We start from the raw sequence: 23,968 nt of genomic DNA on the forward strand, positions 1-23,968 counted from the left end.
AGCGATGAGCGAAAAAGATCCGGTTCCTGGATTTGAAGACAGCGGCGACCGCACGGTTTTCCAGCCGATGCCCTTTGTCCACCCGCGATTGCCGGCGCCACAGCCCTCGCTCGGCAACCAGAACCTCGGCGAAGCGTTGGCGGGCGGCTTTTCCGACGATCAAACCGTGTTTCTGGTGAATCCTGGCCGGCGGCTTCCCCTTCGTCCTGCGGGGACACCAGAACCAGCTGTGCCACCGCCGCGCAGAGCGGCGATCCAGGCAGCGAACCTCTGCGTTCCGAATGATAATCCGATCCTGCGCGCGGCAAGCCCGCTCCTCCTTCTGCTGGGCCGCCTGCGCAGCTCGCTCTTGCGCGCTCCGCCGTCCGCCCTGACGTCACAAATCGCGGTTGCCATCGAGACCTGCGAGCGCGAGATGCGCGCCTACGGGGTCGCGGTGAAAGAAGCCAACACCGCCAAATATGTCTTATGCGCCACCGCCGACGAAGTCCTTGCGCATCTTCCAGAAGAGGACCAAATCGAGGCCCGCCGATCGGGCCTCATGACAAGGTTTTTTGGCGAAAGCAATGACGCAAGACGATTCTTCGACGAGCTCGATCGTGTCAAGGCGGACGGAAAGGCCCAGGCGAACCTGCTCGAACTGTTCCATGCCTGTCTCGCGCTTGGCTTTCAGGGCACCCAGCAGTCTTTGCCGGGAGGCGCCGCGACCCTTGGGGATGTCCGCCATGGGGTCTATGAGCTTTTGCAAAAAGCGATCCCCCGGCCCAAGGCCCTCTCGCTTCGGTGGGAAGGCCAGCCGCTGGCGAGCCATGCGGTCCGCCCCCGCGTGCCGTTTTGGACCGCTGCCGGGCTCGTCGGCCTCCTGCTGTTTGGGATTTTCATTACCACGCGCGTGTCGCTCGGCAATCGCGCGGAAGCGGTCTCCGAGGCGATGACGGCGCTCAATCCGGCAACGCCCATGACGATCGGCCGGAAGCTCGTCGTCGCGCCGCCGCCACCCCCGCCCCCGACCGAAAAGCAGGAGTCGCAAATCGCACATATTCGCGCGGCCCTGGGCCCGCAAATCACAGCCGGTGCCCTCAGCGTCGAGCCCAGCGCCAATCAAATCGTCATTCACATCACCGACCGGGTTCTGTTTCAGCCCGGAAAGACGACGGTACTTGACGACGTACGACCTTTGATACGGGAAATCGCCGTCGCCCTCGATGATGAGAAAGGCGTGCTGAAGATCGTTGGCCATTCGGACAATACGCCAATCGCGAACGCACGCTTCGCCTCGAATTTCGAACTGTCGCTGGAGCGCGCCAACGTTTTCGCCGCGCTGCTCAAGCAATCCCTCTCACATCCTGGACGTATTGAGACACAAGGAAAGGGAGCGGACGTCCCGATCGCTTCCAACGATACGGTCGAGGGACGCGGCAAGAACCGCAGGGTCGAAATCCTTGTCCCCCGTAGCGATTAAAGTTCGCGCTCGCAGGGGTGCGAACAGGCAAACTTCATGAATAAAACGACTTGGCTTCGAATCTTGGTCAATCTTGCCGGCGCAGGAGCGATCGCAGCGTTGATTTGGTTCGCCGGTCCCTGGGTTTCGGTCGGGGGTATCTATCCTTTGGAGGATACGGACCACCGGATTGTCGCGATGCTGCTCGAATTCGTTCTCGTCGCGGGCATAGCGGTCTATCGTTTCAGTCAGCGCCGAAAGGGCGCGGAGCGAATTGCGCTGGGACTCAGCGCCGACGACAGCGACGCGCCGGTTTTGGCCGGCCGAATGCGGGAGGCACTCGGCGTTCTCCGCGGGATGCGCGGCGGCCGGGCCAATTATCTTTACGATCTTCCCTGGTATGTCCTCATCGGGCCGCCGGGCTCGGGCAAGACAACCGCGCTGGTCAATTCCGGGCTTGAATTCCCTCTCGCCAAAGGGGTGACGCCGGGCGCCGTGGCCGGCACCGGGGGGACGCGCTACTGCGATTGGTGGTTCACCAAGGAAGCGGTTCTGATCGACACCGCTGGCCGTTACACGACCCAGGATTCCGATGCCAAAGCCGACCAAAAGAGCTGGCTTTCCTTTCTCGCGCTGCTAAAGCGCAATCGTCCGCGCCAGCCGATCAATGGCGTGCTTGTCGCGATCAGTGTCGAGGACCTCCTTACGCTCGACGATAAGGATGTGACCGCCCATGCGGCGGCGATCAAGGCCCGCCTCATCGAGCTTCACACCCAGCTCAAAGTCGATTTTCCGGTTTATGTTATCTTTACAAAGGCCGATCTTGTGATCGGCTTTTCGGAGTTTTTCAGAAATCTCGACGAGGCCGGCCGTGCCCAGGTCTGGGGCACGACGTTTCAAACCATGGACAAGACGAAATCCATGCTCGGCGATGCCGATCATGAATTCGAATCGCTCGTCCTGCGGCTGAACATGAACATTCCGAGCCGGCTCGCGGAGGAAAAAGATCCCGAGGTCCGGGTGCTTCTCTTTGGATTCCCCGCCCAAGTCGAGGCCTTGCGGCCACGGATCATCGGCTTCTTGAACAAGATTTTCGATCCTCAATATTATCCGGTCAATGCCGCCCTGCGCGGCTATTATTTTACCTCGGGCACCCAGCAGGGCACGCCGATCGATCAATTGCTCGGCGCCTTGGTCAAAGGGTTCGGCGGCGAAGCGGTTGGCCGGCCCGCTTATTCGGGCCAGGGCAAAAGTTTTTTCCTGACCGACCTGATCAAAAAAGTGGTCATCGGCGAAGCCGGCTGGGTTTCGTCGGTTCGCGCCAATCGAATCGCGACAACCATGGCCTTCGTCGGCCTTGCCGCTGTGGCGTCGCTGATCGCCGGCGCCTGGTGGATAAGCTACTCAAACACACGCGACGAGATCGCCCAAAGCGAAGACGCGGTGGTTAAATATCATACGCTGGCGGCGGGGGTCGGCCGCTCCAACACGGTCATGGACCGGGACTTGGGCAAGGTGCTGCCGGCACTTCATGCCTTGCGCTTTTTGCCAGATGGTTTTGCAGACCATGCTTTGAGCCAGCCACGGCCTCGCGCCTGGGGCTTGAGTCAAACCGAGCGGCTCGAATCCGCCGCCGAGACCGCCTATGGCACGGGCCTCGAACGCATGTTTCGCCCACGCCTCGTGTTTCGCCTGGAAGAACAGATCGAGGAGCACCCCGACGATCCAGCCTATCTCTTGGAAGCGCTCAAAGTCTATTTGATGCTGGGGGGCCTGCAAACGGTCGATCGGCGTCTGGTAACCAATTGGGTCACGCGGGACTGGTCGGAAAATCTCTATCCAGGACCCAAGAACAGTGACGGCCGCAAAGAACTAGAGGAGCATCTGGCGGCGATGCTCGATCTCGAAACTGGGCATGACAGCTTCGTGTCTTTGAATGGACCTCTCGTTGAACGGACCCAAGCGACATTGACGCGCGTCGATGTCGCCCAACGGGCCTATCAACTGCTTGCCGCTCGGGCCAAGGCCAGTCTGCGCGAGGACTGGACTGCGGTGCAGAATGGCGGCGCCGGCGCCTCGCTGATCTTCGAGGATCCAAACGAGACGATCCGCGTCCCCTATTTCTATACGAAGGCCGGCTTCGTGCAGGCATTCCTTGAACGCCTGCCAGGCATCCAGGAGGAGATGACGCGCGACCGCTCGGTGCTGGGTCCGACCGGAGTTGAGCCGGCGGTCTCCGCGCAATTTGATCATTTGCAGCAAAACCTGGTTGATATTTACACCAAGGCTTTTATCGGCGCCTGGAATGAAGCAATCGGCAAACTGCGGATCCGGCGATTGACCGAAGGGCGGCCGACTTACCCCTTGCTCGCGGCCGCCGCGTCGTCCAATTCGCCAATTTCCCGGATCCTCGAATCGATCAGGGACGAGACTTCGCTCGAAGGCCTGGAGCCCGTCGATCTCGCCCAAGCTTCGGGCACGTTGCCGGCCCCGGCGAAAATAACGGGCGCTTCCGGTGAGACCGCGGCCCGGATGATCGCCACCGCCCTGCGGCCATATCATCAATTGGTTTCGGATGAACAAGGTCAACGGCCCATCGACGGCGTGCTCTCGCAGCTCAATGAAATACACGCCGACTTGAGCAGTTTCGCCACGAAAACCACGAAGGCCACAGAGCTTTCAAAGAAGCTCTCGAGCGAAGTCGCAAAGCTCAAGAGCGACGGCGCGTCCCTGCCACAACCCTTCCAACGCATGATCGAGAAAACGGCTGACGATGTGGCCCGCGAGACAGGTAATTTTGGCGCCACCCAAGCGGTCCTTGATCTGCGGGACACCATCACTTTCACGTGCCGGGACAGGATCGCAACAAAATATCCATTTGCGCGCGGCGCGGACCAAGAGGTGACCCTGGACGATTTCGCCAAGATGTTTGGTCCCAAAGGCGCGATCGATCGATTTGTAAACGAATATGTTTCCGGCGCGGCAGACATCAACCGGCCCGGATGGAAATGGCGCCAGGATAGCGCGCTTGCCAAGCAGCTCGCGCCGGATGCGCTTGCAAATTTCGAACGGGCGGCGGAAATCCGGGACGCGTTTTTTAGTGCCAATCCGGCTTCGCCCGGCTTCTCGATCGGCGTGACGCCGCCTCCAAACCCCGCCGCCAAAATCGATATCGATGGGACGGCAATAGCGGGACAACCCAAAGAATCGGCCTCCACAAGCGTTCAATGGCCGGGTGCTGCGGAAGATCACCGCGCGTCAATCAGTTTTGCACCAGCTGGACGCGCTATCGCCTCGATGGAGCGAACGGGGGTCTGGTCGCTTTATCGGTTGCTCGATGCAGGACGCACGAACAGCGATGGGACGGTGACTACGTTTTCTCTGGGTGGACAGGATTTGCGATACCGCTTCAGCTCAAGCGCAATCCGCAACCCGCTCAATATCTCCCGTCTCCGCAGTTTTCAGTGTCCGGACGGAGGCTGAATTCATGCGGTGCGGCCTCTATGGAAAGCTTCCGGCCAAACGCGATTTTATCGCGATTGCGGTACCGCGCGCCTTCTTGCAGGTTTGGGAGCCCTGGATGGAAAAGGGCATGGAGGAATGCCGTGCGCACTTGCCCGATGCCGATTGGAAAAATCTTTTCATAACGGCACCGATCTGGCGATTCTGGCTAGGGCCTTCCGTGTGCGGTGAAGCGATAGTTGGCGCGTTTATGCCGTCCATGGATGCCCTGGGCCGATTATTTCCGCTCACTCTCATCGGCATCTCTGAAGACAAAACCGACATGCTCGCGCCGCCTGACATCGACCGCCACGATCCCTGGTTCGAGCGCGTCGAGGAATTCCTGCTGTCGAGGCTCGCTTCCGATGCATGTTTCGAGGCAACCGTGAAAGCGCTTTCGGATCTCGGCGGATGTGCTTTCGCAAACACGCCGGAGACCGAGGGCGGTTCATGCTCCAAGAGTACGGCCGGTCAGTTCTTGAAAGGAAGGCTCGCCGCTTTCCGGCGCAAACCGCCCCATCCCCTGATGGCCGGCACCACGACCTATTGGTGGACCACCGGGAGCGAAAGCCGCGAACCCCAGGCTTGGACCGAAAATGCCATGCCCGACCCAAATGCTTTAGGTAATATGATGTCGCTAGGCTTCCCAAATCGGCCTCGGGCGTTCTTGCAACCAGGATGAGCTCATGACCGACAGGCTGCGAAAATTCGATAGCGGAGCAGCAACCGACACCGGCCGGATTCGCTCGGAAAACGAAGACTCTTACGTTGTCCTCCCTGAAATCGGCGTATGGGCCGTGGCGGACGGCATGGGTGGGCATGATGCCGGCTCCTTCGCAAGCGCCACCGTGGTCGAGTTCCTGGGGAAGATTGCAGCATCAGCTTCCGTCAACGCTCTGGTGGCCCGCTGCAAGGATCGGCTCTCGGCCGCCAATCAGCGCATCCTCCGGGTCTCCGGCGAGCGCGGTGGAATTGTCATCGGCGCGACGGTTGCGGCCCTTCTTGCCTGTGAGGGCTATTATGCGTGCGTCTGGTCGGGCGACAGCCGGGTCTATCTCTTGCGGCGCGGCAAGATCGTGCAGATTTCGCGCGACCACACCGAGGTTGCCGAGCTTGTTGCCGAAGGTGTCCTGAGCGTGGAAGAGGCGGAAACCTGGCCTCGCCGAAACGTCGTCACCCGCGCCGTCGGCGTCTACCAGGAACTCGATCTTGAAACGACCCAAGGTGTTCTCGAAAAAGATGATACATTCGTCATCTGCAGCGATGGGCTGACCGCGCATGTTACGGACCAGGAGATTTTAGAACTCGCGCACGCAAATGCACCGCAGAACGCGTGCGACCTGCTGGTCGCGCTCACCCTCGAAAGGGGTGCGATCGACAATGTGACCGTCGTCATCGCCCGCTATGCGCCGCATGGTTCGACCATCGTCTTCCCGCCCTCCTCAACGGCGAAAGCGACGGCGACGCAATGACGGACGAGGCTGCGAGCTTTGGATCGACGCGGCCGATTATTCCGGCCGGAACGCAGCTCAACGGCATCTTTGAAATCGACGAACCCATCGCCGCTGGCGGCATGGGCGAAATCTACAAAGGCCACGCCATCCAAACCGGCGACGTGGTGGCAATCAAACTCATTCGTTCCGATCTCGCCGAAGCCAACGCCGCTTTCGGCATGTTCCGGAAAGAAGCGGCCGCGCTGCATAATCTCTATCACGAGGCAATCGTCCGCTATTACGTCTTCACGATCGACCCCGTGCTTGGCCGCCCCTATCTCGCGATGGAATATGTCGATGGGGAATCGCTTTCGTCCATCCTGCGGGGTGGACCGCTCGCCTTCGAGGCCGCGCAACGTCTGATCCAACGTGTCGCCGCCGGACTCCAGGCCGCACATGAAGGCGGGATCGTCCACCGCGATGTTTCACCCGACAATATCATCATCCCGGGTGGAGATATGGCGCGCGCCAAAATCATCGACTTCGGCATCGCGCGCTCGACCCGGCTCGACGACGAAGGCACCGTGGTCGGCAGCGGCTTTGCCGGCAAATATAATTATGTTTCGCCTGAGCAGCTCGGCCTTTTCGGCGCCGAGGTGACGCCGAAGTCCGACATCTACAGCTTCGGCCTCGTCCTTGCCCAATCGCTTCGCGAGAGCCCCCTCGACATGGGTGGCAATCATGTCGAGGTGCTCGAAAAGCGGCGCGTGGTTCCGGACCTGAGTTCGATTGAGCCGCGTCTGCGGCCTCTGATCGAGTGGATGCTGCAGCCCAATCCAGACGACCGGCCATCCTCGATGGCCGAGGTCGCCGCTTGGCGGTACGAAGCGGCGCCGGCCCGGCCCAGCGAGCCATTGGCCCAGTCGCCGATCCGTCCCCGGCCAAGATTTGCGCTCGCGCGGTCGCCGCTTGTCGTGGCGAGCGTTGCATCCATCCTCATGGGCGGGGCTATCGCCGCCTATATGATCACGCGCCCTGCGCCGGCGTCTACGCGACCGCCTACCCCGAGCTTGACCCCGGATGAAGAGGTGCCTGTGAAGCCAGGCCTCGCGCCGATGGAATTGACGAAGCTCGATATACCGGCGCCGGACTCGGACGAGCCGGCTTTCGCTGGAACCTCGGAGCCGGGCCAACGAGGGCGCATCGAAGCTTTCATAAAAGACTATGCGCTCGATGGATGCATGTTCATTCGACCTGTCGCCATCGGCGCCCACATCGTCGCCGTCGAAGGGTTTGGAACCTCCACGGCTCCGTTTCGCGGGTTCGACGACGCGTTTCAGCGCGACAATGGATTCGAAGCTGATGTCGGTGTTCGTGAAGCCACCGCCGCGCAATGCCCCGCCATCGATTTCCTGGGCCGTTTGCGTGATACGCCCGCCGCGCCCTTAATGCTCACTCTCGTAGAGTCGTCCTTGACCGTCGGTCAAGATCTGAAGGGAACGGTGGCCGGGCTGGGCAGCCGCGAGGTGAATGTCATTGTTGTTGCGAGCGATGGCACATTGTACATGGTTCCGGTCGCCGCAACCGGCTCCGGCGGCGATAGCGTCTCGTTCAGCATGCGTACGGGTACTGAGCTCGGCAATGGAAAACTTCAACTGGTCCTTGCGGTCGCAAACCCGCAAGGTTCGACGAGCCACCGGTTCGGCCAGCCCTCGAGCGTGAACAAGATCTTTGCGCAAATGCTCGCCGAAGCCAAGCAAAGCCAGAGCGCCCTGGCTGCCGCCGTGCGTTCCTTCAAGGTCGAGGATTGATCGAGCCCCTCGAAGACAGCCCTGCGCGGAAGGGCCTTCAACCCACGGCGGGCACCTTGAACAAATCTCTATAAGTCTCGCGCAGAAGATTTTTTTGGACCTTGCCCATCGTATTGCGCGGCAAATCGTCGACGAAAATCACCCTTTTGGGCAATTTGAATTTGGCGAGCTTTTGCGAAAGAACGTCCAACACCAAGGGCTCGGTCACCTCCGCCGCTGCGACAACCACTGCCGCGACGGCTTCGCCGAAGTCCAGATGCGGCAGTCCGACGACCGCGCTTTCGACCACCCCTGGAAGCGCATCGATTTCGATTTCGACTTCCTTCGGATAGACGTTGAACCCTCCGCTGATGATCAAATCCTTGGCGCGCCCGATAATGTGCACATAGCCCTCCGCGTCGATTCTGCCGAGGTCGCCGGTGATGAAAAAGCCGTCGCTTCGAAATTCGGCCGCGGTCTTTTCCGGATTACGCCAATAGCCCTTGAAGACATTGGGCCCTTTGACCTCGACCACGCCGATTTCGCCGGCGGGCGTTGGCACGCCGGTTTCCGGATCGCTCAGACGCAAGGCCACGCCCGGCAGCGGAAATCCGACACTCCCTGCCCTGCGCTCCCCTTCAAAAGGGTTCGACGTGGCCATATTGATCTCGGTCATCCCATAACGCTCGAGAATAACGTGACCTGTCCGCTCTCGCCATGCGCGGTGGGTTTCTTCAAGAAGCGGCGCCGAACCGGAAATGAACAGCCGCATATGTGCGGTTGCTTCGTGCGACAAATTTTCGTGCCGCAGCAGCCGTGTGTAAAAGGTGGGCACGCCCATCATGGCGGTCGCACGCGGCATCTGCGCCAAACATTCGTCGGCATCGAATTTCGGCATGAAAATGATCTTGCCGGCGCAGAAAAGCAGAGTGTTCACGGCGACGAAGAGCCCATGCGTGTGATAGATCGGCAGCGCATGAAGGAGCACGTCGGTTGGCGAGAAACGCCAATAGGCGGCGAGCACTTCGGCATTCGAAGCGAGATTGGCGTGCGTAAGCATGGCACCCTTCGAACGGCCTGTGGTGCCCGACGTGTAAAGAATCGCGGCGAGATCGTCCGGCCCGCGCGGAACATCGATGAAATTGGGAGCGCGGGCCAGGGCGCGGTCGGCAAATGAGCCGCGGCCGTCGGCGCCCAATGTTTCGACGGATCGCAGTCCCGCCTTCGCCGCCGAGACCGCCAGCCCTTCGCGCCGGGCCGGATCGCAGACGAGGATTTTAGGCTCTGCGTCGCCGAGAAAATAATCGAGTTCGGTCACCGTATAGGCTGGGTTGAGCGGCAGAAACACCGCGCCGGCTCGGATCGCGCCCAAATATAGCATGAGCGCTTCGACCGATTTCTCGACCTGCACGGCGACTCGGTCCCCGGGCTCCACACCAAATTGCACCAAGGCCGAGGCGAAGCGCGCCGAACCCTCGATCATCCCCGCAAAAGTCAAGCTGGAACCGGCGTTTTCCAGAAAGCAGCGATCTTCCCGGCCTGCGATAGCGTCACGAATCTTTTGGAACAGATGGTTTTTCATCGGCAGAGAATTGGCTTCAAACTTGCAGGGTCTTCGAGCGACGCCACATAAGAGGTGCGGGGCGAACCAGAACGAGGAGGTGTTAGCGACGGTGCAGTTGGCCTTACCAGCCGAGCAAAGGCTTGCAAAGGGGCCCTGTAAAGGGGCAAAAAGCTTCTTGGTGTTGTACTGTAGTTTTGAGCCAATCTAATCTAGGAATTGCTTAGGTTTTAGTTTGAAACATTTGTTACATCCCAATCTTGTCTTGTGCATTATTCAACAATGAGCTAGTTGTCGGAAACCTTCCAATGTGTCCCTGGACCTGTCGGGTGCCTGAATGATCGTCTGTTCTTGCAATGTCATATCCGACACGAAAATCCGGGACACGCTGAAGAGCGGCGCCTGCCCGCGTACGCCTGGAGGGGTTTACAAATGCCTTGGTTGCAGCCCGACCTGCGGTCGTTGCATGACAACTCTGAAGACCATCATTAAAGAGGCCCTAGCCAACACGGCGCCGCCTCCCTCTTCGTGCCACTCGCGGCGCCAAAAGGAAACGGAGACGTGCCCGCTTTCATAAGCGGACTCGTTGCAATCTGCTTCAAATCCCTGCCTTTTCCACCACCACGCTGCGCGCGCCCTCTTTCCGCGTGGATTTAATCTGTTATAATTCTAATCTGACACAATCACTTCATCGGCGAAATGGGCCCTCGGCGTTCATCGCGGCTTTGCCGGCACAACAGCCATAATCAAGGGAGTTCGGCATAATGAGAGGCGATGACAGGGTCCTCGAATATTTGAATCGCAGCCTGCGCAGCGAACTGACGTCGATTAATCAATATTGGCTGCATTTTCGTATTTTCGATAATTGGGGCTTTAAAGAATTAGCGAAGAAATGGCGCGAAGAATCGATCGAGGAAATGCGCCATGCCGACCGCTTTACCTCCCGTATCCTTTTCCTCGAAGGATTTCCAAATCTTCAAGTCTTGGATCCGCTACGAATCGGACAATCAGTAGAAGAAATTATTCGCTGCGACCTTGCAGCCGAACTCTCGGCGCGCGCGCTCTATACTGAAGCTGCCGAATATTGCATCTCGGTCCACGACCGGGTTTCCAAGGAACTCTATGACGATCTTTTGATCGATGAAGAAAAGCACATCGATTTTCTGGAAACCCAATTGGAACTCATCAAGCAGCTTGGCGTGCAGCTTTACAGCCAAAAGCATGTCGGCGGGCTCGAAGACAGCATCGAGGCATGATCGCGGTCATTGCGGTCGAAATTTAAAAAGGATGGTGCGGGCGGTCGGACTCGAACCGACACTCTGTCTCCAGAACCGGATTTTGAGTCCGGCGCGTCTACCAGTTCCACCACGCCCGCTGATCGAGTCGTTCCATGACAATGGAGCGACTCGTGGTCTTTCTTGCAGCCTCCCCGTACTAGATTGTTTCGCGGCTCGCAACCGGGCAAGCCACACCAAACGCTGTTTTTTGGATAAAATACAGGCCCCTCTCGGGACGCTTGCCTTGGCTTATTCCGCGCCGGCAACTTACGCAGCGGACACGAAGGCGTCGGTGCGAAGCCGGTTGAGTTTTGCTCCCTTGAGAAACAGAGAGCGCTTCAAGCCGTTCACCAGATTAGGATCGCCACACAGGAAAAACGCCGCCTCCCCCGGCCGCGTCTCGGAGTCGACGACGATGTTGGCGAGATCGCCCGCGCGCGGCCCCGGCTCACCACGAATACAGGGCCAATAGGAAAAGTTCTCATGCGCCTCGGCAAGACGCAGGAGATGTTCTTCAAGATATAAGCCGTCCCTATCCAGCGCCCCATGATAAAGCCGTATCGGTCCCCGATGCCCTTGTCGCAGCGCATCGCGCAAAATGCCCCAAAGCGGCGCCAGCCCTGTCCCCGTTCCGGCGAGAATGAGCGGCTGGTCGGGGTCAACGCCCTCATAGAAGCACGCACCGCGCGGACCAGAGATGGCAAGGTGATCGCCGCAAGAAATGTCTTCGGCGATCATGCGGCTCATCCGTCCGCCCGGCAGCAGACGGATATGCAATTCGAGAAAGGTGTCCTCTTCGGGATGACTGGCGATCGAATAATGGCGGACCGTGCCATCGCGCGCTTCAAGAGCAAGGAATTGACCGGAACGGTAGGAAAACGGCGCTTCAGGTTCCAGGCGCAATCGCACGACGGTGGACGACAATCGCTCGATCGCAACAACGGATGCGCCGGTGCGCGTTCCTACATTGCCCGCGCGGACGATATGCAGCGGCGCGTCCGGCCTACAAACACAAGCCATCAAATAGCCTTGCGCCTTGAGAGCATCCGGCAGCCCCTGTTGCGCCGAAGCCGGCGGATTGCCATCTACGGCCTGCACCAGACATGTCTGGCACACGCCCGCGCGGCAAGAATTTGGCAATTCGACGCCCGCGGCGAGGAGCGCCGCAAGCACCGTCTCGCCCGGCGCAATCCTGATCGGCTTGCCCTCGAAGATGAGGCTCTCCACAAGGCGGCTCCCCTGCTATTTGTTCAGCACGTCGTCGCGAACCGAATTGGCGAGCGCTCCAACTTCCGCAATGTCGGCCTCGCCCACTCCGAGCTCACGCAATGTCGCAGCGAGATCTTCAATGACAGCGTCGACATGTGTATCGTTGAGGCCGCGCGCGACCAGGTGCTTGTGACCTTCGCGCATGTCTTTGCCGGTATATGAAACCGGGCCACCCGTGACCATGGTGAGAAACGCCTTTTGCTTGGCGGCTTGGCGCTCCATATCGACATCATCGAAAAAGCGGCTGATACGCTCGTCGGCGAGGACTTTGCGGTAAAAGAGATCGACAGCGGCATCGAGAGCCGGGGCTCCGCCGAGGCGTTCATACAGACTGGACATGACTTCTCCATGAAACATGTATTTAATATACATCTTTTATCACCCAAGCCAATGCTTGGCAAGACAGGAGGCGGCGATGCGCTTAACGCTGCATAGCGATCTTGCTCTGCGGGCTTTGTTGTTTCTCGCGGCAGCGGGTGAAAATGGCGGAACGATCCCGCAGATCGCGGCTGCTTATAGGATCTCGGAAAACCATTTGCGGAAGGTCACGCATGAACTTGTGACGCTGGGGCTCATCGAATCCCTGCGCGGACGAAGCGGTGGTTTACGGCTGCGCCGTCCGCCGTCAGAGATGTCGATCGGCGCCATCCTGCGTATGACCGAGTCCGACTTCGCGCTTGTCGATTGTCTCGGCAACACGCCGGAACGCTGCGTGATTACGGGCAATTGCGGACTGCAACGAATCTTCGGCGAGGCGCTGAAAGCCTGGTTCGCGGTGCTCGATGGCTATACTCTGGCCGACGCGGCCAGCGGCTCCAGGAAATTACGCAATTTGCTTGATATCGCCGAAACAGACGATATCGCGCCCTCAAGCGGATAAATATCTATTTTTGCTCGCCGGCCGAGATTCGCCCACGGCCGGTTACACATCGTCGCTGCCGAACCGACTCAGTGCCAATCCCGAATGTCGACGAAATGGCCCGCGATCGCCGCCGCCGCCGCCATGGCCGGAGAAACCAGATGCGTGCGGCCTCTAAAACCTTGGCGGCCCTCAAAATTGCGATTCGATGTCGAGGCGCAACGCTCGCCCGGCGCCAGCCGGTCCGGGTTCATCGCAAGGCACATGGAGCAGCCGGGTTCGCGCCATTCAAATCCCGCGTCCCGGAAGATTTGATCGAGTCCCTCGGCTTCGGCCTGTTGCTTGACGAGACCGGAGCCCGGCACCACCATGCCATTCACGGTGGCCGCTATATGCTTCCCCTCGATGATCTTGGCCGCGGCGCGCAGATCCTCGATTCGTCCATTGGTGCAGGAACCGATGAAGACGCGATCGATCGAGATATCCGTGATTTTCTCGCCGCCCTTCAGGCCCATATAGGCGAGCGCGCGCGAGATAGAGGCTTTCTTGGCTTCGCTCGCCGCCATTTCAGGATTCGGGACGACGCCGGTAATGGTCGCAACGTCTTCCGGGCTCGTGCCCCACGTGACCAGCGGGACCAATCGGCCCGCATCGAGCCGGATCTCCTTGTCGAAAACCGCTTCGGGATCGGAATGCAGCGTCTTCCAATACCGCAGCGCCAGATCGAAGGCCTCGCCCTTGGGCGCCTTGGGTCGGCCTTCCAGATAGGCGAAGGTCTTCGCGTCGGGCGCGATCATGCCGGCGCGCGCGCCCGCCTCGATTGTCATATTGCAGACGGTCATACGGCCTTCCATCGACAAGGCTTCGATCGCCTCGCCGGCATATTCGATCACATGGCCGGTGCCCCCGGCGGTTCCGATCTCACCGATGATCGCGAGCACGATGTCCTTGGCCCCCACGCCATCGCCCAGCGTACCCTCGATGGTGACGCGCATATTCTTGGCTTTGGATTGAATCAGGGTCTGGGTGGCCAGCACATGCTCGACCTCCGACGTGCCGATGCCATGCGCGAGCGCGCCGAAGGCACCGTGCGTCGAGGTATGACTGTCGCCACAGACGATTGTCGCGCCCGGCAAAGTAAACCCTTGTTCCGGGCCGATGATATGCACGACGCCCTGGCGAGGATCGAGCTCGTTGTAATATTCAATTCCGAACTCACGCGCATTCAGAGCCAGCTGCTCGACCTGGATCCGGCTTTCAGGATCGTCGATTCCCTTCGAGCGATCGGTTGTGGGAACGTTGTGATCGACCACCGCGAGGGTTTTTTGCGGTGCACGGACACGCCGGCCCGCCATCCGCAAACCTTCGAAGGCCTGAGGGCTTGTCACCTCGTGGACCAAATGGCGATCGATATATATGAGGCACGAGCCATCCGGTTGGGCATGGACGAGATGGTGGTCCCAAATCTTATCGTAAAGCGTCCGAGGCTTGACCATTTGGAAATTCCCGGCCGCCGGATGCGGCATTTGCAAAAAAAAAACAATTAGAGAGGCGAGTTCTTACTCGCAAGATCCTGCGGGGGGAAGTACCCTGCATTTCAACTATCACCGCAGAGGACCCATATGCGCCCGCCGGTTGCGCCTTACCTGACGGTTTCCCCCGCCCTGGCGGCAATCGCCTTTTACACCTCGGTCTTTGGCGCTCGTCAAAAAGCCATCATGCCCGCCCTCGACGGTGTGCGGATCATGCATTGCGAGCTGCTCATCAACGGGGGATCGGTCATGATCGCCGATGCCTTTCCCGAATTCGGCCACACCCGAATTCCCATGCCCGGCGACTTGGCAACCATGTCGGTCAGTCTCGAATTTGCCGAGGCCAAGATGGTCGATGACATTTTCGCCAAGGCGACCAGCTTAGGCGCAAAAGGCGAGACAAATCCCACCAATTCATTTTGGGGAACAAGGGTCGCGACCTTCCGCGATCCCTTTGGGCACCGCTGGATCCTCAACGCGCCGCTGACCTGAGATTGCCCGCGTGCCGCAGGCCCCTGCGGCCAGAGCAACCCCTTGGCTCATTCCGCCGCTGGCGCGGCCTTCTTGGCCTTGGCGGCGCTTTTGCTCGCCTTTTTGGCGACCTCACGCGCAGCCTTGGCAGCGGGAGTTTCCATTCTTTCGGCGATCCGGGCCGATTTGCCGCGGCGGTCCCGCAAGTAATAGAGCTTGGCGCGACGCACCTTGCCCCGCCGAACCACCTTGATCGACTCGATGTTCGGGGAGAAAATCGGGAAAACGCGCTCCACGCCTTCGCCATAGGAGATTTTTCGTACAGTGAAGCTCTCGTTCAATCCGCCGCCGTTGCGGGCAATGCAGACGCCTTCATAGGCCTGCACGCGGGTACGTTCGCCTTCGGTCACCTTGACGTTGACGATCACCGTATCACCGGGCTGAAATTCCGGAATTACTCTGCCAGCCAGAAGCTTGGCGGCCTGCGCGGCCTCAAGTTCCTCAATGATATTCATCGGTCTAAAATCCTGCCGTTTCGCCGAAGTCTTCCGGCGAGCGTTTCGGTACGCTGTTTTGAATTTTGAGGCGACAGCACTACACGAGACGCCCCAGCTTGTCGAGACCGGCGCTTCCGAGGCGGTTCTCGCTCGCTTACGCGCGAAGATCGGCAGCTAGAGCGGGATGAGGAAAAGGGGAAACCGGCTTTCCGCCCGCATCCCGCTTTAAGCTTTTGGAATCGATCACGTTCATGATTTTGGATTGAGTCAATCCAAAATCATGAACGTGATCTAGCGGCGGATTATGGCACCCGCTCGAAGGTCGATACCCCTTGCGTGGCATTATCGATGAGGTCGAAGCGGTTGGGCGTCTCGGGCTTGAGCGTCGTTACGTATTTTTTTCCGTTGTCCAATTGAATGTAAACGGACCCCGTCGAGGCGAGCTGATATTTTCCGGATTGTTCGGCCGGCGCTGCTGGCGCGGCCGCTGGAGCCGCCGGTTCCGCCGCATTGGGAGTTTGGGCGGGGGGCGGAGACGCCGGAGCCGGGGCATCGGCTGGACTCGGGTCGATCACGCTGATCGTCTTGTCGGGGCGGAAGATGAGCCGTTCGGAACCGCGCGTGGCCTTCCATTCCCCGACAATCTGACTGTTCACATTCGGCAGGGAACGCTGAAGTTTGGATATGCTCATTCGGTTGAAGACGACAATCAGAAGAACACCGCCGATCACGATGATGGCATCGAGGAGCGATATCCCGCGCTTACGTGGTGTGGTCGATCGCGCCATTGTCCGTCCTCCCGACGATATTCTTGACTGTTGAGAGCAGCGGAAACCGAGTTGCAAAAGTTTCGCGTGGCTCCGAGGGCCGTTTCCTACCACCATATTGTCCCTGCCTACAAGCCGGGCAAGTATGTGCTTGAGGCTTGGCTACCCGTTCCCGATATTAAGAAATCGCCGCAGCCCCAGGGGTCCGAGCAACGAGCCGTTGCCGTCGAGGGGAGCTAAGCCATATTTTCGATGGCCGCCCAAAGCCGCGCCAAATCCGCGTCTCGCGACAGACGATGATTGCCGTCCTTGACGAGCGTCAGGGTCACCGGGTCGCCGGCCAGATGTTCGACCAGCAGCGTTGCACGCCGCCAGGGAACATCCTCGTCGAGCATGCCCTGGAGAACATGGACGGGGCAATCGGTGCGGATCTCGCCACCCAACAAAAGATGCTGCCGCCCCTCCTCGATCAGACGCCGTGTGATCGGATAGGGGCTTTCCGAATAAGCCGAAGGGCGCAGCCAAGCGCCTTTCTCCACCATCTCCGTCCGTGCTTCGGATGAAAGCTTTTCCCAAATCAAGGCCTCGGTGAAGTCGACGGCGGGCGCCACCAAGACAAGGCCCTTGAGGCGTTCGCTTTCGCCGCTCGCGCGCAAAGCCCTGGCCGCGAGCAGAGCCAGCCAGCCGCCCATGGAGGATCCGACAAGAATTTGCGGGCCTACGGTCAAATCGCGAATGGCGGCGAGACTATCCTCCAGCCAGACGCCGATCGTCGCTGTTTCGAAACACCCTTCGGATTGACCATGTCCTGAATAGTCGAAGCGCAGAAAAGACCGGCCGGCCGCCGCCGCGCGAGCTGCGAGATAAGACGCCTTGGTTCCGCGCATGTCTGACTTCAGCCCACCGAGCCAGACAATTCCGGGCAAAAGCGCTCCTTCCGCCCTGGCAAACTGCTGTAAAGTCGCGAGTTGGCGCGTTGAAGTCTCGTTCCCGACCGTCAATAACCTCGGAACGAGATCGACCGGGGCCTCCCTTTGCAACTGGCTCCAGACAATCATTTTGCTCGCTTCACGATTTCTAAAGGGACAAGGACTTATTTTTTCGCCTTGGTTCCTTCAACGCCGTCTCATCCGATGTTGCAAGTGTCCGGTTCAGCATTCCGGGGCATGGCCGCACATCCCCTGGCCGGCGTCACTGTGCTCCAAATTATTCCCGACTTGCGGGATAACCCCGTCGCGTCCGCAGCCATCCATATTGCCGCGGCGCTCGATGCCGCCGGCGCCCGTCCCCTCGTTGCGTGCCAAGGCGGCCCCTTGACCGGCGAACTGCAAGCCAAGGGCGGCATCTTCGTGCCATTTCCCTCCCATACTAAAAATCCTGTCGCCATGGCCTGGAACGTGCGCCGCCTCGCGCGTCTGATCGAGATCGAGCGAGTTGATATCGCTCATGTTCGCTCGCGCGCCCTGGCTTGGGTGGCCTATGGCGCCACACGTTTGACGAAGACGCCCTTCGTCACGGAGTTTCAAGGTGGTTACAAGGGCGGAAATCCGATTGCCTTACGTTACAACTCCGCTTCGGCGCGGGGCGATGCCGTGCTTGTTGATTCCGAGCATACCGCAAATCTGGTTGACCGGCTCTATTCCACCGGGCAAGGGCAAATACGGACCATTCACCAAGGTATCGATTGCCGGATTTTTGCGCCGCATGCCGTCTCCCCCACCCGCGTCCAGGATGTGCGGCGGCAATGGAAGGTGGCGCCCCATGAGCGGGTTGTCTTGCTGGCAGCGCATCCAAGCCCTGGGGGCGGCCATAAGATCCTGATTGAGGCGGCGCGGCGCCTGTCCAAAAATGGGTTGAGCGGGGTAAAATTCATCCTGGCGGGGAACGAAGGACACGAAGGACGGCGCGGCGGGCTTGGTGGCGAGATCGACAAGGCCATCGCGAAGGCGGGACTGCAGGGCGCCATGTCCCGCACCGGCCGCTGCGACATGCCGGCGGCCCTTCTTGCGGCCTCGATCCTCGTCGCTCCCTCGACCGAGGCAAAGGCGGTCGGTCAATTCATTGTCGAAGCCCAGGCGATGGGTACGCCCGTCATCGCCGCCGATCTGGGAGCGGCGCCGGAGCTCGTTCTCGCCCCGCCGACGGTCCCAGAGTCCTTGCGGACCGGCTGGCTGGTGCCGCCCGGCGATGCCGCAGCGCTGGCGGCGGCACTCGTCTCGGCCTTAAGCCTTGGTGCCAGTGCGGCGCATAAGCAGGCGAAACGGGCGAGGGAACATGTCGAAGCCTGGTTTTCGATCGAGCGGATGTGCGCCGATACCCTTGAAGCCTATGCGGATTTGCGCGGGAACGAGGAAGGATAACGCCGCAAGTGCGCGCCTCGGATAGATGGCGCCGTATCCGTTGAAGTCGCCTGGGAAGCCTACCGCCCGCTCAGGGATTTGGGAGCGCCCCCCCTTGGATAAAAATGACGGGAAGCCATCTCTTCATTGACTTCGAGCGGCAATCAACCGATGTTTTGCTGGGGTCCAGCAATCCTCGCATCGACCGACGGGACGATTCGCGACTTCGCCGGGTCCGATGTGTCAACAATTAAGGAGACCACGCCATTCGTCGTCCTATGAAAGCTCCCCCCGTTCCGCAGAAGGACGGGCCGCGTATCAACCTTGATGTCCGCGCTCGCGAAGTCCAGTTAATCGACGCCGAAGGCCAAAACCGAGGTGTCGTCGAGACCGTCGAAGCCCAAAAATTGGCCGACGACGCGGGACTCGATCTTGTTGAGATCGTTCCGACAGCCAATCCTCCAGTCTGCAAGATCCTCGATTACGGCAAATTCCGATTCCTGGAACAGAAAAAGTCGGCGGAAGCCCGAAAAAAGCAGAAGATCGTCGAAATCAAGGAGATCAAGCTGCGTCCGGGCATCGATCCGCACGATTATGACGTCAAGATGAGGGCCGTGCGCCGATTTTTCGAGGAAGGCGACAAGGTAAAAGTCACTTTGCGCTTCCGTGGCCGCGAGATGGCCCATCAGGATTTGGGGTTCCGGCTACTCGAACGGGTGAAATCCGAGACCCTCGGCATCGCCAAGGTCGAAGCCGAGCCGTCGATGGAAGGCCGTCAGATGATCATGGTCCTCGCGCCAAAATAAGGGCAAGCCTTCGGGCTCAAGGACCCGCCTGCGCCGCCCTTAGAGCGTTTCCCTTTCGCATGGATCATCGAACGGAAACGCTCCAAATCAAAAAAACTGGGGCAGGATCATCGTGCCCTGCTAGGCGCTGGCCTTGCCGATTGCCGTTGCCTCCGGCACTTCGATCAGGCGACCGCTCTTCACATCGTAATAATAGCCGTAAATGGGGATGGTCCGCGGCACCAGCGGATGCGAACGGATGCGCTTCACGTCCTCGACGACGCTTGCCGCGAGATCCTTGAACGTGTGCCATTTCACGTAGTGGCCATGTACGCTGCCGGGGCCGTGACCATGGTCGTGCCAGCCCGACTGGTCGATCGTTGCGGCCTCCAAGCTTTTTTCAAGCAGGTCGCTCATGATCTCGTCGTCAAAGAGCTGCATGCCGCAATCCGAATGATGGATGACGAACCACTCTTTTGTACCGAGGAGCTTGTAGGAGATGACCAGGGAGCGGATCGCGTCATCGCTCGCGCGCCCTCCGGCGTTGCGGATCACATGCGCATCACCTTCCGCCAATCCCGCATATTTAGCTGGATCGAGACGGGCATCCATACAGGTCAGAATTGCGAATTGCCGCGCCGGCGGCAGCGCCAATTGGGATTTGGCGCCAAAATTTGCGGCATAGGTTTCATTGGCCTTCAAGACCTCCGGCAAAACCGACATTCCTACCTCCCAATATTACCATTCGATCGAGCTTCGCCTCGTGACACGGCGTCGATCATCGCCCGGCGCCCTGCGACGCTCTTACGACTAGAGCGCTTCCCGATCAGATGGAATCATCTGATCGAAAAGGAAACGCTCAAGTTCAACGAGTTGGAGCATGTTCTGATCGAAAAAGTCGATCAACTTTTTCGGAACATGCTCCAAGGCTCAGTTAGTGCTTCACGGACGTTCGGCAAGATGGGAGAAAGTTTCGATCACTTTTTCATAAACCGGCCGTTTGAAGGGAATAATCAGTTCGGCGAGACGGTCCATCGACTCCCATCGCCATGCGTCGAATTCCGGACGTTGGCCTCCGGCTGGCGTCTCGATGTCAATTTCACTTTCGTTGCCATCGAAACGCAAGGCGAACCATTTTTGCCTCTGCCCCTGGAACCGCCCCTTCCAGGATTTTTTCGAAATGTCGCCGGGCAGTTCATAGCTGTACCAATCCGGCGATTCAGCCAAAAAGCTGGTCGAAGATACGTTGGTTTCCTCGCGCAGCTCGCGCAACGCCGCGGTGTAGGGCTCCTCGCCGGCATCGATGCCGCCCTGCGGCATTTGCCAGGCGTGCCCATTGCGCAAATGTTCGGGAATCTTCTTGTTGCGGCGACGTCCGACGAAGACAAGTCCCTTGGGATTGAGAAGCATGATGCCGACACAGGGGCGGTAACTGATAGTCTCCATTGCCGCCTGACCTCACAGTTGACGATTGCCGGCCCGGGCTGCTCCCCTATAGCGGCCGCACAAGGCGGCACGAGCGCTCAGATCATGCTGTAACGTCTTCCAGTCTTCGTACGGGCCATGAAAAAAGTGAGCGCCTTTTTCAGCGGGACCCGCCCTAATATCTTAGTGTTTATGTCATTCCGTATTCGTCACATCGGTCCATTCGATGGAAAACCGACAATGCCAAAGACATCGTCGGTTCTCAACCCTATTTACACAAGCTAATCGGCCGGTCCGCCGAAGCCGCTCAATTCGGAACCTTTGCGGGTTCGCTTCCGGACGTCACTTTATTCATGGCCTTGCTGACGCCACGAAGAATATCTTCGGCGGCGATCAATTGCTTGTCGTTCTTGGGATCCGGCGGAACAAAGGCTTGCGAACCGCCCTTTTCGTCTTCTCCATTTTTCAGATGGCCCTTCAAAGACGCTTCGCCCTTGGTGTCGTCCTTGCCTTTGAGTTCATCCGGAACATCCTGCAACACCGTGATATCCGGATCGATCCCCTTGGCTTGGATCGAGCGGCCGGCCGGCGTGTAATAGCGCGCGGTGGTCAGCCGCACGGCCCCATTATTCTGGCCGAGCGGGATGATCGTTTGAACCGATCCCTTGCCGAATGACCGCGTGCCGAGGATGGTCGCGCGCTTGTGATCCTGCAGCGCACCGGCAACGATTTCCGAAGCCGATGCCGAGCCGCCATTGATCAGGACGACGACCGGCTTGCCTTTGGAGAGATCGCCCGGACGCGCATTGTAGCGCATCGTTTCATCGGCATTGCGCCCCCGGGTCGAAACGATTTCGCCGCGATCGATGAAACAGTTGACGACGGCAATCGACTGGTCGAGCAACCCGCCGGGATTATTGCGGAGGTCAAGGATATAGCCTTTGAATTTGGCGCCGGGGATTTCGCTTTGGAATTTTTGAATCGCCGCGCGAACGCCCTCAAAAGTCTGCTCGTTGAATTGGGTGATCCGAATATAGCCGATATCGTCGCCTTCCATGTGCTCGCGAACCGACTTGATCTGGATCACGGCGCGGGTCAGCTTGATATCTTGCGGATCCTTGTTGGGGCCGCGCAGGATTTTGAGAGTGACCGCCGTATCGGGCGCGCCACGCATCTTGTCGACGGCCTGATTGAGGCTCAAGCCTTGCACGTTTTCGTCATCGATGGCGGTGATGATGTCGCCCGACAGAATTCCGGCGCGCGAGGCCGGGGTGTCGTCGATCGGCGTGACGACCTTGATGAGACCATCCTCTTGCGTCACTTCGATTCCAAGACCGCCGAATTCGCCGCGGGTCTGAACCTGCATGTCGCGGAAACTCTTGGCATCCATATAGCTTGAATGCGGATCGAGCGAGCCCAGCATGCCGTTGATCGCGGCCTCCACGAGCTTTTGATCGTCCGGCTTTTCAACGTAATCGGACCGGATCTTCTCGAACACATCGCCGAAGAGATTAAGGTTTCGATAGGTATCCGAGGCTGCGGCGTTCGCCGTTCCTTCCGGGAGGATTTGTGTTTGCGTGGCAATCAATACGAGCCATGCACCAAGCACGGCACCAAACAGTATCGGTAAGACTTTGCGCATCATCCGCGAACCTTTTGCAATTCCGGCTTCGCCCACCATGGGCCCGGATCGATCGCCACCCCGTCTTTGCGAAATTCAACGTAGAGAATGGGCTGCACCGCGCCAATGGCGATGGCGGCAGCCGTCTTGACGGACCCGTCGCCCATCACAGCTATGGGCTCTCCCGCCAGAATGAATTGCCCTACGTTTACGTTGATCTTGTCCATCCCGGCAAGAATTATATAATAGCCCTGGCCAGCATTGATTATCAAGAGTTGGCCATAGGTGCGGTAGGGGCCAGCAAAGGCAACCCAACCGTCACAGGGCGCCGCCACGATAGCCTCGACCCTGGTTGCTATTAGCATCCCTTTTTCGGTTCCGCCAAACCCGTCCTGGCTACCAAAGCCACGCTGAAGTGAACCATTTACCGGAACAGGCAAAAGCCCCTTTGTCTCGATAAATGCGGTCGCTGGCGCAAGCCTTGCCGGGTCCTTGAAGGGGGCCAACGCGGCCTTTACAGCACCGCCCGGCGGCGCCGCTTCTGCCGCACGCCGATGCATTTCATCGGCCTTGCGGGCGGCCTCCGCACCGCGCGCTGCCGCCGCGACTTCGGTTTCCATCCGCGTGATCAAATCTTTAAGATTCGCAGCCTGCTTGGCAAGGTCGCTTGCACGCTCACGCTCGGCGCCAAGCGCTTGTTCCGCGGCAGACAACGCAGATTGCCGAGCCTCGACGAGAGCGGCAAGACGTTCGCGTTCTGAGCGAAGCTTGGCTACACCCTTCGACAAGGTTTCCCGTTCATCGGCAATCGATTGACGCAATTGCAGCAGGTCCGAAAGGTCGGCTGCAAGCGCTTCGGTTTCGCTGCGCATTTGCGGGAGCACCGCCCCCAGCAGCATAGAGGTTCTGATCGCCTGCAGCATATCTTCCGGCGCGACCAGCAAAGCTGGCGGCGGCTTACGCCCCATCCGCTGCAACGAGGCGAAAACTTCTGCGATGACGGAACGGCGGCCTGCTAGAGACCGCCTGATCGCATCCTCAGATCCCGTAAGCGCATCGAGCCGAGCCTCGGTCTCGCCGATCTTGCGTTCGCTCGCGTTGACGTTTTGCGTGGCATCCAAAAGCGCGGCAGTGAGTTTTGCGCGATCGGCGCGGATGGACGCTATTTCCGCTTCGATCTGCCGGCGCTGTCCTTGCGACGCCTCAAGCGTGTCTTCCATGCCGCGCAATTCAAGCCGGCGACCGTTCAGCTCAGCGCCCTTGCGGTCGAGTTCTTCTTGCGTGGGCGGCTGCGCACTTTGGCCCGCAAGACAGGCAAACGCAAACGGCGCAAGAAGCAACTCCAGCGCAATCAGACGGCCAGCCGTTCTCTTTGAAGCAATCCTGCTCTGCTGCGCCCT

23 protein-coding genes, 1 tRNA gene and 1 pseudogene are annotated in these 23,968 nt (G+C 59.4%); 12 read left to right on the forward strand and 13 right to left on the reverse strand.

Annotated elements, in window-relative coordinates; genetic code table 11:
- Nucleotides 1-4 precede the first annotated feature (4 nt).
- From CU048_06300 to CU048_06320, 5 genes are read left to right on the forward strand one after another with little or no spacing between them, the layout of a single operon-like run.
- The gene (locus CU048_06300) at nucleotides 5-1,462 is read left to right on the forward strand and encodes a type VI secretion system protein TssL (protein QBR70958.1); all 1,458 of its coding nucleotides are present in this window, start codon (nucleotides 5-7) and stop codon (nucleotides 1,460-1,462) included.
- Nucleotides 1,463-1,498: 36 nt separating this feature from the next.
- On the forward strand, nucleotides 1,499-4,924 hold the full coding sequence (gene icmF, locus CU048_06305; protein ID QBR70959.1) for a type VI secretion system membrane subunit TssM: 3,426 nt from the start codon (nucleotides 1,499-1,501) through the stop codon (nucleotides 4,922-4,924).
- A gap of 4 nt (nucleotides 4,925-4,928) precedes the next feature.
- The gene (locus tag CU048_06310; protein ID QBR70960.1) at nucleotides 4,929-5,624 is read left to right on the forward strand and encodes a type VI secretion system-associated protein TagF; all 696 of its coding nucleotides are present in this window, start codon (nucleotides 4,929-4,931) and stop codon (nucleotides 5,622-5,624) included.
- Nucleotides 5,625-5,628: 4 nt separating this feature from the next.
- A complete protein-coding gene (locus tag CU048_06315) occupies nucleotides 5,629-6,414 on the forward strand; it encodes a serine/threonine-protein phosphatase (protein ID QBR70961.1) in 786 nt (261 codons plus the stop codon).
- Nucleotides 6,411-8,186 carry a serine/threonine protein kinase gene (locus CU048_06320; GenBank protein ID QBR70962.1) on the forward strand — a complete coding sequence of 592 codons (1,776 nt, stop codon included), beginning with the start codon at nucleotides 6,411-6,413 and terminating at the stop codon, nucleotides 8,184-8,186. The genes CU048_06315 and CU048_06320 overlap by 4 nt, the downstream gene beginning before the upstream one ends.
- 37 nt (nucleotides 8,187-8,223) lie before the next feature.
- Here CU048_06320 and CU048_06325 read toward each other — a convergent pair whose 3' ends face one another.
- Nucleotides 8,224-9,747 carry a malonyl-CoA synthase gene (locus tag CU048_06325; protein ID QBR70963.1) on the reverse strand — a complete coding sequence of 508 codons (1,524 nt, stop codon included), beginning with the start codon at nucleotides 9,745-9,747 and terminating at the stop codon, nucleotides 8,224-8,226.
- 316 nt (nucleotides 9,748-10,063) lie between these two features.
- Between CU048_06325 and CU048_06330 the strand changes: the two genes are divergently transcribed.
- Nucleotides 10,064-10,303: a (2Fe-2S)-binding protein gene (locus CU048_06330; protein ID QBR70964.1), complete on the forward strand. Its 240-nt coding sequence runs from the start codon at nucleotides 10,064-10,066 to the stop codon at nucleotides 10,301-10,303.
- A 187-nt stretch (nucleotides 10,304-10,490) separates the two neighbouring features.
- Nucleotides 10,491-10,982 (forward strand): bacterioferritin, encoded by a 492-nt coding sequence (gene bfr, locus CU048_06335; GenBank protein ID QBR70965.1) that lies wholly within the window; start codon nucleotides 10,491-10,493, stop codon nucleotides 10,980-10,982.
- A gap of 32 nt (nucleotides 10,983-11,014) precedes the next feature.
- Here the strand turns inward: bfr and CU048_06340 are convergent.
- The 3 genes from CU048_06340 to CU048_06350 all read right to left on the reverse strand — a co-directional run bounded on the left by CU048_06340 (nucleotide 11,015) and on the right by CU048_06350 (nucleotide 12,611).
- Nucleotides 11,015-11,101 (reverse strand) — tRNA-Leu (locus tag CU048_06340).
- A 169-nt stretch (nucleotides 11,102-11,270) separates the two neighbouring features.
- Nucleotides 11,271-12,230: an oxidoreductase gene (locus CU048_06345; GenBank protein QBR70966.1), complete on the reverse strand. Its 960-nt coding sequence runs from the start codon at nucleotides 12,228-12,230 to the stop codon at nucleotides 11,271-11,273.
- A 15-nt stretch (nucleotides 12,231-12,245) separates the two neighbouring features.
- Nucleotides 12,246-12,611 carry a group 1 truncated hemoglobin gene (locus tag CU048_06350; protein QBR72708.1) on the reverse strand — a complete coding sequence of 122 codons (366 nt, stop codon included), beginning with the start codon at nucleotides 12,609-12,611 and terminating at the stop codon, nucleotides 12,246-12,248.
- Nucleotides 12,612-12,687: 76 nt separating this feature from the next.
- Here CU048_06350 and CU048_06355 point away from each other — a divergent pair, with 76 nt between their 5' ends.
- Nucleotides 12,688-13,152, forward strand: coding sequence for an Rrf2 family transcriptional regulator (locus tag CU048_06355; protein ID QBR72709.1), 465 nt, complete (start codon nucleotides 12,688-12,690; stop codon nucleotides 13,150-13,152).
- Nucleotides 13,153-13,220: 68 nt separating this feature from the next.
- Here CU048_06355 and leuC read toward each other — a convergent pair whose 3' ends face one another.
- Nucleotides 13,221-14,627 carry a 3-isopropylmalate dehydratase large subunit gene (gene leuC, locus CU048_06360; protein ID QBR72710.1) on the reverse strand — a complete coding sequence of 469 codons (1,407 nt, stop codon included), beginning with the start codon at nucleotides 14,625-14,627 and terminating at the stop codon, nucleotides 13,221-13,223.
- 126 nt (nucleotides 14,628-14,753) lie between these two features.
- On the opposite strand from leuC, the gene CU048_06365 reads away from it, so the two are divergent.
- Nucleotides 14,754-15,155: a glyoxalase gene (locus CU048_06365; protein QBR70967.1), complete on the forward strand. Its 402-nt coding sequence runs from the start codon at nucleotides 14,754-14,756 to the stop codon at nucleotides 15,153-15,155.
- A gap of 47 nt (nucleotides 15,156-15,202) precedes the next feature.
- Here the strand turns inward: CU048_06365 and CU048_06370 are convergent, their stop codons facing one another.
- The 3 genes and pseudogenes from CU048_06370 to CU048_06380 all read right to left on the reverse strand — a co-directional run bounded on the left by CU048_06370 (nucleotide 15,203) and on the right by CU048_06380 (nucleotide 16,419).
- The gene (locus CU048_06370; protein QBR70968.1) at nucleotides 15,203-15,649 is read right to left on the reverse strand and encodes a 50S ribosomal protein L19; all 447 of its coding nucleotides are present in this window, start codon (nucleotides 15,647-15,649) and stop codon (nucleotides 15,203-15,205) included.
- 157 nt (nucleotides 15,650-15,806) lie between these two features.
- A pseudogene (locus tag CU048_06375) lies at nucleotides 15,807-15,926 on the reverse strand (SAM-dependent methyltransferase).
- Between the two features lie 7 nt (nucleotides 15,927-15,933).
- A complete protein-coding gene (locus CU048_06380) occupies nucleotides 15,934-16,419 on the reverse strand; it encodes a hypothetical protein (protein ID QBR70969.1) in 486 nt (161 codons plus the stop codon).
- A gap of 30 nt (nucleotides 16,420-16,449) precedes the next feature.
- On the opposite strand from CU048_06380, the gene CU048_06385 reads away from it, so the two are divergent.
- A complete protein-coding gene (locus CU048_06385) occupies nucleotides 16,450-16,638 on the forward strand; it encodes a hypothetical protein (protein QBR70970.1) in 189 nt (62 codons plus the stop codon).
- Here the strand turns inward: CU048_06385 and CU048_06390 are convergent.
- Nucleotides 16,635-17,456, reverse strand: coding sequence for an alpha/beta hydrolase (locus tag CU048_06390; GenBank protein QBR70971.1), 822 nt, complete (start codon nucleotides 17,454-17,456; stop codon nucleotides 16,635-16,637). The genes CU048_06385 and CU048_06390 overlap by 4 nt on opposite strands.
- Before the next feature lie 75 nt (nucleotides 17,457-17,531).
- Between CU048_06390 and CU048_06395 the strand changes: the two genes are divergently transcribed.
- Both CU048_06395 and CU048_06400 read left to right on the forward strand, forming a co-directional pair.
- Nucleotides 17,532-18,758 (forward strand): glycosyl transferase, encoded by a 1,227-nt coding sequence (locus CU048_06395; protein QBR70972.1) that lies wholly within the window; start codon nucleotides 17,532-17,534, stop codon nucleotides 18,756-18,758.
- 257 nt (nucleotides 18,759-19,015) lie between these two features.
- Nucleotides 19,016-19,543, forward strand: a complete 528-nt coding sequence (locus CU048_06400; protein ID QBR70973.1) for a translation initiation factor IF-3 — start codon at nucleotides 19,016-19,018, stop codon at nucleotides 19,541-19,543.
- A 120-nt stretch (nucleotides 19,544-19,663) separates the two neighbouring features.
- Here the strand turns inward: CU048_06400 and CU048_06405 are convergent, their stop codons facing one another.
- The 4 genes from CU048_06405 to CU048_06420 form a co-directional block, all read right to left on the reverse strand.
- Nucleotides 19,664-20,245 (reverse strand): carbonic anhydrase, encoded by a 582-nt coding sequence (locus tag CU048_06405; protein ID QBR70974.1) that lies wholly within the window; start codon nucleotides 20,243-20,245, stop codon nucleotides 19,664-19,666.
- A 219-nt stretch (nucleotides 20,246-20,464) separates the two neighbouring features.
- The gene (locus CU048_06410) at nucleotides 20,465-20,968 is read right to left on the reverse strand and encodes an RNA pyrophosphohydrolase (GenBank protein ID QBR70975.1); all 504 of its coding nucleotides are present in this window, start codon (nucleotides 20,966-20,968) and stop codon (nucleotides 20,465-20,467) included.
- Nucleotides 20,969-21,254: 286 nt separating this feature from the next.
- Nucleotides 21,255-22,589, reverse strand: coding sequence for a peptidase S41 (locus CU048_06415; GenBank protein QBR72711.1), 1,335 nt, complete (start codon nucleotides 22,587-22,589; stop codon nucleotides 21,255-21,257).
- On the reverse strand, nucleotides 22,589-23,788 hold the full coding sequence (locus CU048_06420) for a hypothetical protein (protein QBR72712.1): 1,200 nt from the start codon (nucleotides 23,786-23,788) through the stop codon (nucleotides 22,589-22,591). The genes CU048_06415 and CU048_06420 overlap by 1 nt, the downstream gene beginning before the upstream one ends.
- Nucleotides 23,789-23,968: the final 180 nt, after the last annotated feature.

It is taken from the genome of Beijerinckiaceae bacterium, from assembly GCA_004564215.1.
In the GTDB taxonomy this organism is placed as follows: domain Bacteria; phylum Pseudomonadota; class Alphaproteobacteria; order Rhizobiales; family Beijerinckiaceae; genus Methylocapsa.